At 72.0% G+C, this 14,441-nt stretch carries 12 protein-coding genes and 1 pseudogene; 10 read left to right on the forward strand and 3 right to left on the reverse strand.

Annotated features, from left to right (window positions below; translation table 11 throughout):
* The 3 genes and pseudogenes from ABT053_RS27400 to ABT053_RS27410 form a co-directional block, all read left to right on the forward strand.
* Positions 1 to 260: pseudogene (locus ABT053_RS27400) on the forward strand (FAD-binding oxidoreductase); the annotation flags it as partial.
* 1 nt (position 261) lies between these two features.
* On the forward strand, positions 262 to 1,509 hold the full coding sequence (locus tag ABT053_RS27405; RefSeq protein WP_350972580.1) for a (Fe-S)-binding protein: 1,248 nt from the start codon (positions 262 to 264) through the stop codon (positions 1,507 to 1,509).
* Positions 1,510 to 1,636: 127 nt separating this feature from the next.
* A complete protein-coding gene (locus ABT053_RS27410; protein ID WP_350972582.1) occupies positions 1,637 to 2,407 on the forward strand; it encodes an IclR family transcriptional regulator in 771 nt (256 codons plus the stop codon).
* Between the two features lie 27 nt (positions 2,408 to 2,434).
* Here the strand turns inward: ABT053_RS27410 and ABT053_RS27415 are convergent, their stop codons facing one another.
* The gene (locus tag ABT053_RS27415; protein WP_350972584.1) at positions 2,435 to 3,364 is read right to left on the reverse strand and encodes an SPFH domain-containing protein; all 930 of its coding nucleotides are present in this window, start codon (positions 3,362 to 3,364) and stop codon (positions 2,435 to 2,437) included.
* A gap of 169 nt (positions 3,365 to 3,533) precedes the next feature.
* On the opposite strand from ABT053_RS27415, the gene ABT053_RS27420 reads away from it, so the two are divergent.
* Together ABT053_RS27420 and ABT053_RS27425 are read left to right on the forward strand one after the other, a co-directional pair.
* Entirely contained in the window at positions 3,534 to 4,271 is a 738-nt protein-coding gene (locus tag ABT053_RS27420; RefSeq protein ID WP_350972586.1) for an RNA polymerase sigma factor, read from the forward strand.
* Positions 4,268 to 5,353 carry a CU044_5270 family protein gene (locus ABT053_RS27425; protein ID WP_350972588.1) on the forward strand — a complete coding sequence of 362 codons (1,086 nt, stop codon included), beginning with the start codon at positions 4,268 to 4,270 and terminating at the stop codon, positions 5,351 to 5,353. The genes ABT053_RS27420 and ABT053_RS27425 overlap by 4 nt, the downstream gene beginning before the upstream one ends.
* Positions 5,354 to 5,522: 169 nt before the next feature.
* Here ABT053_RS27425 and ABT053_RS27430 read toward each other — a convergent pair whose 3' ends face one another.
* A complete protein-coding gene (locus tag ABT053_RS27430) occupies positions 5,523 to 6,062 on the reverse strand; it encodes a hypothetical protein (protein ID WP_350972590.1) in 540 nt (179 codons plus the stop codon).
* Between the two features lie 93 nt (positions 6,063 to 6,155).
* On the opposite strand from ABT053_RS27430, the gene ABT053_RS27435 reads away from it, so the two are divergent.
* The 5 genes from ABT053_RS27435 to ABT053_RS27455 all read left to right on the forward strand — a co-directional run bounded on the left by ABT053_RS27435 (position 6,156) and on the right by ABT053_RS27455 (position 12,448).
* A complete protein-coding gene (locus ABT053_RS27435; protein ID WP_344748003.1) occupies positions 6,156 to 6,839 on the forward strand; it encodes a response regulator transcription factor in 684 nt (227 codons plus the stop codon).
* Entirely contained in the window at positions 6,836 to 8,140 is a 1,305-nt protein-coding gene (locus ABT053_RS27440) for a HAMP domain-containing sensor histidine kinase (protein ID WP_350972592.1), read from the forward strand. Before ABT053_RS27435 ends, ABT053_RS27440 begins: the two co-directional genes overlap by 4 nt.
* Positions 8,141 to 8,404: 264 nt before the next feature.
* Positions 8,405 to 9,019, forward strand: a complete 615-nt coding sequence (locus ABT053_RS27445) for an acyl-CoA-like ligand-binding transcription factor (protein ID WP_350972594.1) — start codon at positions 8,405 to 8,407, stop codon at positions 9,017 to 9,019.
* Positions 9,020 to 9,174: 155 nt separating this feature from the next.
* Positions 9,175 to 10,755 (forward strand): MDR family MFS transporter, encoded by a 1,581-nt coding sequence (locus tag ABT053_RS27450; protein ID WP_350972595.1) that lies wholly within the window; start codon positions 9,175 to 9,177, stop codon positions 10,753 to 10,755.
* Positions 10,756 to 10,927: 172 nt separating this feature from the next.
* Positions 10,928 to 12,448: a DUF1996 domain-containing protein gene (locus ABT053_RS27455; protein WP_350972597.1), complete on the forward strand. Its 1,521-nt coding sequence runs from the start codon at positions 10,928 to 10,930 to the stop codon at positions 12,446 to 12,448.
* Positions 12,449 to 12,553: 105 nt separating this feature from the next.
* Here ABT053_RS27455 and ABT053_RS27460 read toward each other — a convergent pair whose 3' ends face one another.
* Positions 12,554 to 14,422 carry a CheR family methyltransferase gene (locus tag ABT053_RS27460; protein ID WP_350972599.1) on the reverse strand — a complete coding sequence of 623 codons (1,869 nt, stop codon included), beginning with the start codon at positions 14,420 to 14,422 and terminating at the stop codon, positions 12,554 to 12,556.
* Between the last annotated feature and the right edge of the window lie 19 nt (positions 14,423 to 14,441).

The following is a 14,441-nucleotide window of genomic DNA, read 5'->3' on the forward strand; positions in this document are numbered from 1 at the left end:
GGTCGGTAGCCTCCGGGGTCCTGTCGGTCGCGCCGCCGGAGGACGCCGGCGCGGCGGAATTCGCCGGGTTCGTGACGGGCGTGCGCGACGACCTGCGGCGGCTCGGCGGCGCGCTGACCGTGCTCGCCGCGCCCCCCGCCCTCGCCGGCGGGGTCGACCGCTGGGGCCCGTCGGGGGCGCTGCCGCTGATGCGGCGGGTCAAGGAACGGTTCGACCCCGGCCGGAGGATGTCCCCCGGCCGGTTCGCGGGAGGGATCTGACGTGGACCCAGAGCTGATCAACGACTGCGTGCACTGCGGGTTCTGCCTGCCCTCGTGCCCGACGTACGTCCTGTGGGGCGAGGAGATGGACTCCCCGCGCGGCCGGATCCACCTGATGAAACAGCACGTCGAGGGCACCCCGATCACGCCGGAGATGGCCGGGCACTTCGACGCGTGCCTGGGGTGCATGGCGTGCGTGACCGCCTGCCCGTCCGGGGTGAGGTACGACCGGCTGATCGAGCAGACCCGGGCCGAGGTGGAGCGGGTGCACGTGCGGGAGCCGGACGACAGGGCGCTGCGGGCGCTGGTCTTCCAGCTGTTCCCCTATCCCCGACGGCTGCGGGCGATGCGGCTGCCGCTGCGGCTCAGCGCCGGGCTGCGCCGGGCGGTCGCGCCGAGGCTGGAGCGGATCAACCCGTCCCTGGCGGCGATGGCCGACCTCGCTCCCCCGGCCGCCGCCCGGCTGCGGCTGCCGCGCAGGATCGCGGCGCGGGGGACGCGCAGGGCCACGGTCGGGATGCTCACCGGCTGCGTGCAGGGGGAGTTCTTCCCGCAGGTCAACGAGGCCACGGCCCGGGTGCTCGCGATGGAGGGCTGCGACGTGGTGATCCCGCCGTCGCAGGGCTGCTGCGGGGCGCTGTCGCTGCACTCCGGCCAGGAGAGGCAGGCCCTGCGGTTCGCGAAGCGGACGATCGCCACCTTCGAGCGGGCGGGCGTCGACACGATCGTGGTCAACGCCGCCGGATGCGGGTCGACGATGAAGGACTACGCGGAGATCCTGGAGGGCGAGGGCGGCGACTGGGTCGAGAGGGCGCGGGCGATCAGGACCGTCGACCTCGCGGAGTACCTCGTCGCGCTCGGCCCGGCGGCCGAGCGGCACCCGCTGCCGCTCACCGTGGCCTACCACGACGCCTGCCACCTGGCCCACGCCCAGGGGATACGGTCGGAGCCGCGTAAGCTCCTGGACGGCGTGCCTGGCCTGGAGGTGAGGGAGATCGCCGAGTCGGCGATCTGCTGCGGCTCCGCGGGGACCTACAACCTGTTCCAGCCGGAGACCGCGAGGGACCTCGGTGACCGCAAGGCCGAGCGGGTGCTCGACACCGGCGCCGACCTGCTGGTCTCGGCCAACCCCGGCTGCACCATGCAGATCGCCGCGGCGATCCGCCGCCGGGGCGCCGAGCCCATCCCGGTGGCGCACACCGCCCAGGTCCTCGACGCCTCCCTGCGCGGGCTGGCGAGGGTGCCGTGAGCGGGGGTCTCGCGGGCGATGGTCTTACGGGCGGTGGTCTCGCGGACGGGAGTTCCGTGAGCGGGAGTTTCGCGGACGGGGGCCTCGCGGGCGGCCCGGCGGGCCGGTGCGGGATCGAGGGGGACGCATGAGCGCGGTACAGTCGGTCGACCGGGCGCTGGACGTGCTGGAGGCGCTCGCCGAGCGGGGCGGCGAGGCCGGGCTCTCGGAGATCGCGGCCAGGACCGGGCTGCCGTACGGGACGATCCACCGGCTGCTGCGCACGCTGCTCGCGCGGGGCTACGTACGCCAGGAGTCCGACCGCCGCTACGCCCTGGGCGGCGCGCTGGTGCGGCTCGGCGGGGTGGCCGAGCGCATGGTCGGCGTGTGGGCGCAGCCGTACCTGACGAGGCTGGTCGAGCTGTCGGGCGAGACGGCCAACCTGGCGGTGCTGGAGGGTGACTTCGTGGTCTACGTCGCCCAGGTGCCCTCGCCGAGGCGGCTGCGGATGTTCGCGGAGGTCGGCAGGCGGGTGCTGCCGCACAGCACGGCCGTGGGGAAGGTCCTGATGGCCGGCCGGGCCGACACCGAGGTCGCGTCGCTCGTCGAGCGGACCGGCATGCCGCGCAGGACCGCCAACACGATCACCGACCTGCCCGGGATGCTCGCCGAGCTGGAGCGGGTGCGGGAGCACGGGTACGCGATGGACCTGGGCGAGGAGGAGCTGGGCGTGCACTGCCTGGCGGTGGGCGTACGGGACGGGGCGCGGACGATCGCCGCGCTGTCGGTGTCGGGACCGGCCGAGCGCATCACCGCGCTCGACCGGCGGGACCTCGCCGAGGGCATGCGCAGGATCGCGCACGACTTCGGCGCCGAACTGGGCCCGGTCATGCCCGCCAGGGCGGACCACACGCCGTGAGCCGGTCACCCGCCCCCGGGAGCGGGGTCAGCGGCCGGGAGGGGTGATGTTGAGGTTGCTGCCCTGCGGTACCGGGACCACGCTGACCTGTCCCTTCTGGATGGCCTGCCAGAGCACGGCGCCCTGCGGGCCGAGGACCCTGACCAGGTCCTTGATCGATTCGATCTCGGTGCGGACCTTGGCGTTGCGCTGGGTCTGCGCGACGTTCTCCGCCTTGGCCGCCTGCTCCGAGGCGAGCGCGGCGACCAGGGCCTCCGGCGGCTCGGGCTTCTGGATGGTGAGGGAGATGTCGCCGCACTGCCCGCTGCCCCCGTAGTTCTGGTTGCAGAAGTAGTCGCCCCCGGCCGTCGCCTTGATGAACTCCCTGGCGAGCTGGCCGACCCGCGCCTCCCACGCCTGCTTCACCTTCGGGTCGTTGAACAGCCCCCGCCACTCGAACTCCTGCGAGGCGGCGTCCATCGCGCGGTCCAGCGGCACCCGCATGTAGATGTTGAGCATCCGCCGCCAGCCGTCGGACGACTCGCCCTCCTCGTAGTAGGCGCGGAACTTCAGCCCGATCTTCTCGTGAAACTGCTGCAGCGTCCTGCAGTCGGTGTTCAGCGTGAACGTCGCCACCCCGGACACGGTCATCTCCACGTTGTCCTTCGAGACGACCGACAGCGGCTTGGACTCGGCGTCGTCCGCGCCGGAGAAGTCGAAGGTCCGCTGGCCGAACGGGTAGGAGTAGCCGTTGTCGCCGGGGCCGAGGAGCGTGGCGCCGCTGGAGGGGTTGATGCACTTCTCGAACTTGATGGCCTCCAGGACCCCGCCCGCGTAGTGCAGGACCACCTCGTCGGGCTGGGTGCTCACCCGCGAGCACGCGCTGAGGGCGAACCCGGAGACCACCAGCAGCGCGACCACGAGGAGGAACCCCTTCAGCAGCAGCCGTCTGCCGCCCCCGGCCTTCTGAGCGCTCATCATCTCTCCCTTTCGCACCCGTTTCGTGAAGGCGGAGCCTAGTGGCGGCCGATCAAGAGCGGTGGAGCCTCCGGCGACTCGACGCCCAAGGGAGACATATCCACCCATGGAACCCGATGCGGGTGAACGGCGGAGTAGGAGGTGAGAGCGCGGACGCGCTCCGGTAAGGATGCACCGTGACAACGACTGGACGAAGCGGGTGGTGACACTGGGTCTCCCCCGACGGACCGGGGCCTCCCCGCCGCCCGCACCCGCCGAAGAGACCGGCACCGCCGACGCGACGACCCGCGCGACGACCGGCGTGATCGGCACCACCGACGCGACGACCGGCGCGGCCGATGCCACTGGCGCCACCGACGCCACTGACGCCACCGACGCGACGCTGATCGGCGAGTCCCTGACGGACCCCGACAGGTTCGCCGGGCTCTTCGACCGCCACGCCGACGAGATCCACCGGTACGTGGCCCGGCGGCTGGACGACGTGACCACGGCCGACGACGTGACGGCCGAGACGTTCCTCGTGGCCTTCCGCAAGAGGGCCCGCTACGACCCCGCCCGCGCCGACGCCAGACCGTGGCTGTACGGGATCGCCTCGAACCTGATCTCCGGCCACCGCAGGTCGGAGACCCGCAGGTTGAAGGCGCTCGCCCGGCAGGCTCCCGAGCGCGCGGCCGGGTTCGAGGACCGCAGCGCCGAGCGCGTCACCGCCGACCGGCTCAGGCCCGCCCTCGCCGCCGCGCTGGCCGGGCTCGGCTCCGCGGAGCGGGACCTGCTCCTGCTGGTGGCCTGGGCCGACCTGTCCTACGAGGAGGCCGCGCAGGCGCTCGGCATCCCGATCGGGACCGTCAGGTCCCGCCTTTCCCGTACCCGGACCAAGATCCGCCGCTCCCTGGAGTCGCACAGATGAACGATGACGAGATCCGGCTGGTGGCCGCGATCCGGCCCGAGGCGCCCGCGTACGACGAGAGGGCGAGGCAGGCGGCCCGGCGGGGGCTGGTCGCCGCCGCCACGCCGCGGGCCCGGGGGTGGACCCCGCGGTGGCGCGGGCCGTACGCGATGGCGGTGGCCGGGGCGCTCGCGGTGGCGGTGGGGGCGACCGCGATCACCCTGGCGGGTTCTCGGGACGGCTCGCGGGGAGCGGTGGAGGAGGTCGTGGTGACGATGCCCGAGATCGCCGCCGTCTCGGCGAGCGAGGTGCTCGACAGGGCGGCGCGGGCGGCCGTGCGGACTGACCTGGCACCGCGCGACGACCAGTTCGTCAAGGTCGAGTCGGAGACGATGTACGGCTCCTTCAGCGGCATGGGGACGAACCTGGAGACGGGTGAGACCGGCGGGGAGACCCGCTACCTCTACCGGACCAGGCGGGTCATCTGGCTGTCCGCCGACGGGACGAGGAACGGCTCGGTGCGGATCGAGTACCTGGAGCCCAGGGCCTACCCCGGCTGGCCGATCCCCGAGACGGCGTACGAAAAGACCGGGGTCGAGACGCTCCCGCTGGTGAACTGCGGGAAGACCCCCGAGCACATGCGTACCGACCACGCGGCGCTCAGGAGGCTCCCCGCCGACGCCGAGGGGATGCGCGCCCACCTCTACACCGGCGACCGGGGCGGCCACTCCAGGGACGAGGCGGCCTTCACCGCGGCGGGCGACATGCTCAGGGAGACCTACATGCCTCCGGCGCAACGGGCGGCGCTGTTCAAGGCGGTGGGCACCATCCCCGGGGTCGACGTCACCGAGCGGGCCGAGGACGCGGCGGGACGCGAGGGGATCGGCGTCGGCAGGGTCGGCGTCGACGGCGTCAGGCAGGATCTGATCTTCGACGCGAAGACGTACGAGCTGCTCGGCGAGCGCGGGATCGTGGTCGACGAGCAGGCTGCCAGGTCGCCCGAGGGCAGTCTGGTCGCCTCGACCGCCCAGCTCTCGGTCACCGTGGCCGACGAAGCTCCCGGCGCGAACCCGGAGGACGCCAAGGCGAACGGCTGCGGCTGACGGCCGCTCCCGCGACATCCCCGGCGGCCGTACGGGGTGCCGTGCGGAATGCCTTGCGGGATCGGGCGCGGCCCCGGGGCTCCCGTCCGGCCGCACCCCCGACCGGCCCCCGATCAGCTCCGGGTTGGGGCCGGCTCAGCTCCGGATCAAGTCCGGGCTCGGGTCCGGGTCAGCTCTGGACGCGGTGGACGGGTGAGCCGTCGGCCGCGCAGTGGACCTCGACCTTGACCTCGTCCTCCTCGGTCTCGAACTCGACGCGGGCCCGCTCCGCGGGTCCGCGCTCGACGTCGTCGGCCTGGAATCCCTGGGCGGGGCTCCAGGACCGGAGGGTGACCAGGCCGTTCTCGCACCGGGCGATGACCTTGCCGCCCGCGGTGGTGATCAACCGGCTCTTGCCGGGCTCCGCGGCGGGCGTGGCGGTGGTGGTGACGGTGACGGTCGGCGCGGGAGTGCCTTCGTCCGGCGAGGCGGACGGAGAGGCGAACGGGGAAACGGACGGGGGAACGGAGGGCGGGACGGACGGGGGAAGGGCGTTGGGCAGGGACGAGGCGAGGGCGAGCGCCTCGTCGACCTCGGCGGCGGAGAGCGGCCGGAGCCCGGTGTCCGTCAGCGGCTCGCTGAGCCGGTCGATCACCGCCACCCCCGCTCCGATCGCGAGGAGCCCGGTGACCAGCCATCCGGCCACAACCAGGGAAAGACGCTTGCGCATGCCCTCACTGTGCCACCGGAAACGATAAGACAACGCTAAGGAGCCGCTAACCCGCTTTTGACGCGGTACGGGAGGGGGCTAACGTGGCGGCAAATGTCGAATGTGCTGCTCATCGAGGACGACGCCGCGATCCGCACCTCCCTCACCCGGGGCCTGCGCGATCGCGGCCACGCCGTGTCGTCCGCCCCCGCCGCTCTCGAGGGCCTGCGGCTGGCCGTCGAGGAACGCCCCGACCTGGTCGTCCTCGACCTCGGCCTGCCCGACATGGACGGCCTGGACCTGCTGCGGATGCTCCGCGCGGTGAGCCGGATCCCGGTGATCGTGGCGACCGCGCGGGACGGCGACGCGGAGATGGTCAGGCTGCTGGACGCGGGCGCCGACGACTACGTGGTCAAGCCGTTCAGCGCGGCCCAGCTCGACGCGCGGATCCGGGCGGTGCTCCGCCGGATGGCCGGTGAGAGCCGCGCCGACAGCGCGGTCACCGTCGGGGGCCTGCGGATCGACCCGCGCACCCGGGAGGCGACCCTGGACGGGACGCCGCTGGACCTGAGTCCCCGGGAGTTCGACCTGCTCCACTATCTGGCGGCCCGGCCCGGCGAGGTGGTCACCAAGCGGGAGCTGCTCACCCACGTCTGGCAGATCCCCTACGGCGGCGCCGACAAGACGGTGGACGTCCACCTCTCCTGGCTCCGCCGCAAGCTGGGCGAGACGTCCCAGGAACCCCGCTACCTGCAGACCGTCCGGGGTGTCGGCGTGCGACTGGCCGCCCCGGCATGAGGCGCTGGCTCACCCTGCTGGTCGCGGCGACCACTTCCCTCGTACTGATCGCGCTGCTGGTCCCGCTCGCCCTGCTGGTCCGCACGGTGGCGGTGAGCGGGGCGGTGAGCGAGGCCGAGAGCGAGGCCGAGTCGGTCGCGGTCGTGGTCGGCGCGGTGGACACCGAGACCCTGCGGCTCACCGCCGAGCAGGCCGAGCACCCGGTCACGGTCTTCCTGCCCGGCGGCGAGGTGGTCGGCGATCCCGCCCCGCGCTCCACCGCCGTGGAACTCGCCTCCCGGGGCCGTAGCGTCACCGCCGCCGCCCCCGGCGGGCGGGAGATCCTGGTCGCGGTCCAGGGCGCGGCCGGGGGTACGGCGGTGGTCCGGGTGTTCCTGGACGACGGCCGCCTGACCAGGGGCGTGCCCCAGGTCTGGGCCGGGCTGGCGGCGCTCGGCCTCGCCCTGGTCGGGCTGGGCGTGCTGGTCGGCGACCTGCTGGCCCGCATGGTGATCAGGCCGATCACTGCGCTGGCGGGGGTGTCGCACCGGCTCGCGGCGGGCGACCTGTCCGCCAGGACGGTGCCCGACGGACCTCCCGAGGTGCACGCGGTCGGGGTCGCCCTCAACCACCTGGCCGAGCGCATCACCGGCCTGCTCGCGGAGGAGCGGGAGAGCGCCGCCGACCTGTCCCACCGGTTGCGTACCCCGCTGACCGGGCTGAGGCTGGAGGCGGAGTCGCTGTCCGACCCCGAGGAGTCGGTGAGGATCGAGGCACGGGTGGACGCCCTGGAACGCGCCGTCACCTCGGTGATCACCGAGGCGAGGCGGCGGGGGCGCGAGCGGGCCGAGTGCGACGCGGCGGCGGTGACCGGGGCGCGGGTCGCGTTCTGGTCGGTGCTCGCCGAGGACCAGTCGCGGCACTTCACCCTCGACCTGGCCCCCGGCCCGCTGCCGGTCGGGGTCGCCGCGGACGACCTCGCCGCCTGCGTGGACGCCCTGCTCGGCAACGTGTTCGCGCACACGCCGGAGGGGGTCTCGTTCTCCGTACGGCTGGAGGCGACACGGCCGGAGGCGGTACCGCCGGAGACCGCGCGGCCGGAGACGACCGGTGGCGGCGCGCTGCTGACCGTCGCCGACGCCGGTCCCGGTTTCGCCACACCCGACCCGTCGCAGCGCGGCGAGAGCGGTGCCGGGTCGACCGGTCTCGGCCTCGACATCGCCCGCCGTACGGCGGAGTCGGCGGGCGGCTCGCTGTCGCTGGGCACCTCCCCCGAGGGCGGGGCGAGCGTGATCCTGTTCCTGCCCGCCGTCACGCCCTGACCCCCGCTCCTCATCGGGCCTTCGCGGGCCGGCGCCCCCGCCGGTGACGGAATGCCGTGCCGCACCCGTGGATTCCCCGTCCGGCCCGTCCTCCATCTGGCCCGTCCGTCCGGCCGGTGGCGGTCCGCGCGCGGGCCGGAGAGCAGCCGTACGCCCGGTGCGGTGCCGTCCGCCCAGCTGTCTGCCCGTTCACGCGTGTGATCTGCCGCACTTCAGATGATGAAATGTTGCAGAATCTGAAAAATCATCTCTACTGTTGACAGTGTGACCAGCGTAGAAAGCGCCTACGAGCTCGGCCGGAGAGACCGGAAGAAGCTCGAGACCCGTGCGGCACTGGAGCATGCCGCCCTGACGCTAGTGGCCGAGCGCGGTCTGGCGGGCGTCACGGTGGAGGACATCGCCACGGCGGTGGACCTCTCCTCCCGCACGTTCTTCAACTACTTCCCCTCCAAGGAGGACGCGCTCGTCGGAGGGAGCCCGGCGTCCGCCGCCGAGCTGCGCGAGAGGCTGGAGGCCGTGCCCGCCGAGGTGCCGGTCCTGGAGGCGCTGCGCCTGATGTCGCGGGCCGAGGCCGAGCACGTCCAGCGACGGCGCGAGCAGTGGCTGCTGCGGCTGAAGGTGTTCGAGCAGAACCCGTCGCTCCTGCCGCGGCTGGTCGCCAGCGGCACCGAGACCGAGCTCGCCGTGTCGGCCGCCGTCGCGCGCAGGTCCGGCGTCGAACTGGGCACGAGCGGCTATCCCGAGCTGGTCACCGCGGTGGCCCTGACGGCCTTCCGGGCGGCGATGATGCGCTGGAGCGCCGCGGGCGGCCACCCGGCGCTCGCCGACCTGGTCGACGAGGCCTTCTCCCAGATCGCCGCGGGCCTGCCCGATCCGTAACCGTCGACCGCGGGCCTGCCCGATCCATGACCGTCGACCGCGGGCCTACCCGATCCGTAACCGTCGGCCGTTGACCGCCCCGTGAACGTTCCCCTCGACCGGCCTCCGCGGAAGTCCCGCGGAGCGCCGGCCCCCGCCCGAGAAACCGAGGAAAGATGACATCCACCAGCGCGCAGCCCGAGTCCGTGGCCGCGGCGCCCGCCTCCAGGAGAAAGGTCCTGCAGGCGCTGTCGGGGCTGATGGTGGGCATGTTCGTGTCCATCCTGGCCTCGACCGTCGTGGCCAACGCCCTGCCCCGCATCATCACCGACCTCCAGGGCACGCAGACCGTCTACACCTGGATCGTCACCTCGGAGCTGCTGGCCATGACGGCCACGGTGCCGCTCTGGGGCAAGATGGCCGACCTCTACAACAAGAAGCTGCTGATCCAGCTCTCGCTGGGACTGTTCGTGGCGGGCTCGCTGATCGCGGGTCTCACGCCGAACGTGGAGATCCTCATCGTCAGCCGCGTCGTGCAGGGCGTCGGCGCCGGCGGCATGACCGCGCTCGCGATGATCGTGATGGCGGCCATGATCCCGCCGCGTGAGCTCGGCCGCTACGCAGGCATCTTCGGCGCCGTGTTCGGCGTCGGCACCGTGGCGGGCCCGCTCATCGGCGGCGTGCTCGTGGACACCTCCTGGCTCGGCTGGCGCTGGTGCTTCCTCATCGGCGTGCCGTTCACGATCCTCGCCATCGTCCTGCTGCAGCGCACGCTCGACCTGCCGGTGGTGCGCAAGGAAGTGAAGATCGACTATCTGGGCGCCCTGCTGATCACGACGGGCGTGTCCACGCTGCTGATCTGGTCGTCGCTGGCGGGTCACCAGTTCGAGTGGGGCTCCTGGTGGACCGCCGCCCTGGTGAGCGGCGGCGTGATCATCCTCGCGCTCGCCGTCTGGGTGGAGTCGCGGGCGGCCGAGCCGATCATCCCGCTCACCATCTTCAGGAACCGCACCGTCGCCCTCGCCACCGTGGCGAGCGTCCTGGTCGGCGTGGCCATGTTCGGCGGCACGGTCTTCCTGTCGCAGTACTTCCAGGTGGCGCTCGGCAAGTCGCCGACGGTCGCCGGCCTGATGAGCCTGCCGATGGTGTTCGGCCTGCTGATCTCCTCCACCGTGGCCGGCCAGCTCATCACCAAGTGGGGCCGCTGGAAGGGCTTCCTGGTGGCCGGCGGCGTCGTCATGCTCGCCGGGATGGGCCTGCTCAGCACCATCGACGGGCAGACCGGCACGGTGCTGCTCGGGGTCTACATGGCGGTGCTCGGCGTCGGCGTCGGCATGCTCATGCAGAACCTGGTCCTCGCCGCCCAGAACGACGTACCCGCCCACGACCTGGGCGCCACCACCTCGGTGCTGACCTTCTTCCGCAGCATGGGCGGCGCCGTCGGCGTCAGCGCCCTGGGCGCGGTGCTGGCCAGCCGGATCACCACGCTCATGGCGGAGAGGCTCGGCCCGCTGGCCGCCGCCGGTGGCGCGGGCGGCGAGAGCGACGCCGTGCCCGACATCTCCAAGCTGCCCGCCCCCGTCGTCCGCGTCATCCAGGACGTGTACGCGACGGCCACCGCCGAACTGTTCCTCATCGGCGTGCCGCTCACCGCGCTCGCGCTGGTGGCGGTCCTGTTCATCAAGGAGAAGCCGCTCAACACGCTGTCGGGCGAGGAGCGGCTGGTCAGGGAGCGCGCCACGGCCGCCGGTCACTGAGCGGCTCGCCGCCGGGGGCGTCCGAGGCGCGGGACGGAAAACAAAATTTCGGACTTCTCACAAATTTTCGTTATCCGTTCGCGGCCTGCGGGTCTCCTGATGTGACGGCGCCTGCGAGCGCCGCCGGACGTCCCCTCCGTGATCTCCCAACAGGACAAGGACTTCATTCACTATGAGTACAACCGCCTCGCGCGGCATCCGAGCCGGACGCGCGTCCGTCGTACGCCAGGTCCGCCGCCTGTCGCTGGCCGGTGTTCTCGTCGGCCTCCTGGGCGCCTCCATGGTGAGCGTCACCTCTCCGGCCGCCGCAGCCGAGGTGCCCCTCTCGCAGGGTCGTACCGCCATCGCCTCCTCGGCGGAGCGCGGTGACCTGTCGGCCGCCGCCGCCTTCGACGGCAAGGCCAACACCCGCTGGGGCAGCAAGTTCAGCGATCCGCAGTGGCTCGCGGTCGACCTCGGCAAGTCCACCGCGATCGACAAGATCGTCATCAACTGGGAGAACGCCTACGCCACGGCGTTCCAGATCCAGACCGCCGCCGACGGCGACGGCCCCTGGAAGACGGTGCACACCACCACGGCGGGCAAGGGCGGGGTCCAGACCATCGACCTGTCGGCCACCGGCAGGTTCGTGCGGCTGTACGCGACCAAGCGGTCCAGCAAGTACGGCGTCTCGCTGTGGGAGTTCCAGGTCTTCGGCACCGGCTCGGGCACCTCGAACCCGACCCCGACCCCGACCGGGACCACGAAGCCGACCGCGACCCCGAAGCCGAGCTCGACCCCGAGCGCGACCCCGAGCACGACGCCCAAGCCCACGCCCAGCGCCACCCCGACCACCACCGCCCCCGCCGGCGGCTGGGTGCCGGTGAACCAGGCCGCGTGGAAGAAGGCCCTGGACATCTACAACAAGGTCGCCCCCCAGCCGGTTCCCGCGGGAATCGTGAGGGTGCCCGAGTTCCACACCAACTGCACGGTGGCCAACGAGGCCAAGGACGACCCGATCGTGCTGCCCGGCCTGGTCGGCGCCTCCCACATGCACACCTTCTTCGGCCCGAAGGTGTCGGCGAACACCACGACCGAGGACCTGCTCAAGAGCACCACGACCTGTGACGCTCTCGGGGACAACAGCGCCTACTGGGCACCGACCCTGCTGAAGGACGGCAAGCCCGTTCCGATGAAGGACTTCCGCGTGTACTACGGCTCCCGGCTCAAGGACCCGTCGGAGGTCGTGCCGTTCCCGCCGGGCCTGCGCGTGGTGCAGGGCGACGCGAAGCGTCAGGTGGCGACGCCGAAGGGTGCCTCCGGCCAGTTCTGGTGCGCCGGCAGCGCGGAGATCGGCCGTAGCGCCGACGGCAACTGGCCCGTCTGCGCCAAGGGCGGCAACCTGATCTACCAGCTGACCTTCCAGGACTGCTGGGACGGCAAGAACATCGACTCGCCCGACCACAAGTCGCACATGGGGCCGGCCAAGAACGGCACGTGCTCCGGCGACTACCCGGTCGCGGTTCCCAACCTCTCGTTCATGCTCGGCTACGACTCCCTCGGCGGTGACGGCCTGACGCTGTCGTCGGGCCTGCCCTCCTCGATCCACGGGGACTTCATGAACGCGTGGACCCCGGAGACGCTCGGCGCGCTGGTGAAGGTCTGCATCAACGCGGACGCCAAGTGCGGCACCAAGCCGGGCTGGGGCCGCTGACCGTCCCCCGCCACCACCTCGCATGACCTGCCGTGCCGGTGATCCCGCTTCCCGCGGGGCCACCGGCACGGTCTCGTTTCGGCGACCGGCCGGCCGTACGGGGCCCTACTCCTGCTCCTGCTGGAGGAGGTTCATCACCATGATCACTCCATGGGGTGACATGTCCTCGGCGTGCAGGCGGGAGAACTCGACGTTGAGCCGGGCGGGGCGTCCCCTCCGGTTCACGCCGTCGAGGGTGACGCCGTCGCCGCGGTCGTTTCCCGGCTCGGGCACCGTCTCCAGCATCCGCTGAGCCCTGGTCAGGAGCTCCCCGACGGGAAGGCCGATGTCGAGGGAGGCCAGCCGGTGGCCGATCGCCTCGTCGGCGCGGAGCCCCCACAGCTCCTCGGCCCCCGGGCTCCAGACCAGCACCCGCAGGTCGGTGTCGACCACGGCCACGGCGTCGCCGAGGCTGCGCACCACCGAGGAGACGAGGAGGGTGGCCCGCTTGAGCTCGTCACTGCGGGAGTTGAGGGTGTCGTTGATCTGCTGGAGCTCGTCGTTGGTCGACTGCAGCTCCTCGTTCATCGTCTCCAGCTCCTCGTTCGTGGACTGGAGCTCCTCGTTGGTGGTCTCCAGCTCCTCGTTCGTGGACTGCAGCTCCTCGTTGGTGGTCTCCAGCTCCTCGTTGGTCGACTGCAGCTCCTCGTAGGCGTGCTCCAGCTCCCGGTTCGCCTGCTCCAGCCGGTCGCGGAGCTGGCGGTAGCGCGTCACGTCGTGGAAGTTGACGCCGACGCCGACCAGCTCGCCGCCCGGTTCCAGCAGCGGGACGACGGCGATGTCGAAGACGCTCGGCTCAGGCGTGTTCGGCCGGTGCCAGGTGACGTCCTGCAGCTCGGCGACGCGCAGGTCCAGCTCCACCTGCTCGATCACCGAGCGGAGCTCGACCGGCCGGTAGGAGACCTCCAGGTCCTGGAACGGCCGCCCGATGTCGCGGGGGTTGAGGTTGAAGAGCAGCTCGGCGCGCGAGTTCGCCAGGGCGAGGTTCCTGGAGCGGTCGAGCGCGATCTGGGCGACCGGGCCGGTGGAGAGCGCCGCCGCCTGCAGCACCGTGTGCCGCACGTACGGGCGGGCCTGCGACACGCCCGCGCCGGGGGACCAGGTGGCGCGGTTGCCGGGTGGCGGCGACCCGATCTTCTTGAACAGCCTCATCCGGAGGTTCACCGGCTCGAACCGGTCACCGTGGTTCAGCAGCATCTCCGCCTTGCCCAGGAAGAGGTAGCCGGGGTCGGAGAGCGCGAAGTGGAACCGGCGCACGATGCTGAGCTGGGTCTCGCTGTTGAAGTACATCAGCGTGTTGCGGGCCAGCAGGAGGTCGACCCGGGAGATCGGCGCGTCACGCGTGAGATCGTTGCGGCCGAAGATCAGCTGGCGCCGCAGGTCGCGCCGGAACCCGAAGCCGGCCTCCACCGGCTCGAAGTAGGTCTGGCGCAGCTCCTCCGGCATGTCGGCGAGCTGGCGTTCGCTGTAGACGGCCGCCCGCGCCGTCTGGAGGGCCTTCTGGTCGAGGTCGGTGGCGTATATCTTCACCCGCTCGCGGAACTCCTCCATGCCGAGCTGCTCGGCCAGCACCATCGCGAGGCTGTAGGCCTCCTCGCCCGTCGCGCAGCCCGCGCTCCAGATCCGGATGACCTTGCCGGGCCCCTTGCTCGCGAGCAGGCTGGGGATCACGGTCTCGCGGAGCGTCTGCCAGGCGGCCGGATCGCGGAAGAAGGCGGTGACGTTGATCAGCAGGCTGTCGAAGAGCCGGTTGAACTCCTCGGGCTCCAGCTCCAGATAGTCCCGGTACTCACCGTAGTCACGGAGCTTGAGAGCCTCCAGACGCCTGCTGATGCGGCGTATGAGGGTGGTCCGCTTATAACCCGTGAAGTCGAAACCGCGCGTCTCCTTCAACATGAGCAGGAGATCGTCGAATTCACGTTCGTCGCCGGGCATCACAGTCTCAGCCTAGGCC

This window comes from Streptosporangium sp. NPDC002524, assembly GCF_040295985.1.
Taxonomy (GTDB): Bacteria; Actinomycetota; Actinomycetes; order Streptosporangiales; family Streptosporangiaceae; genus Streptosporangium.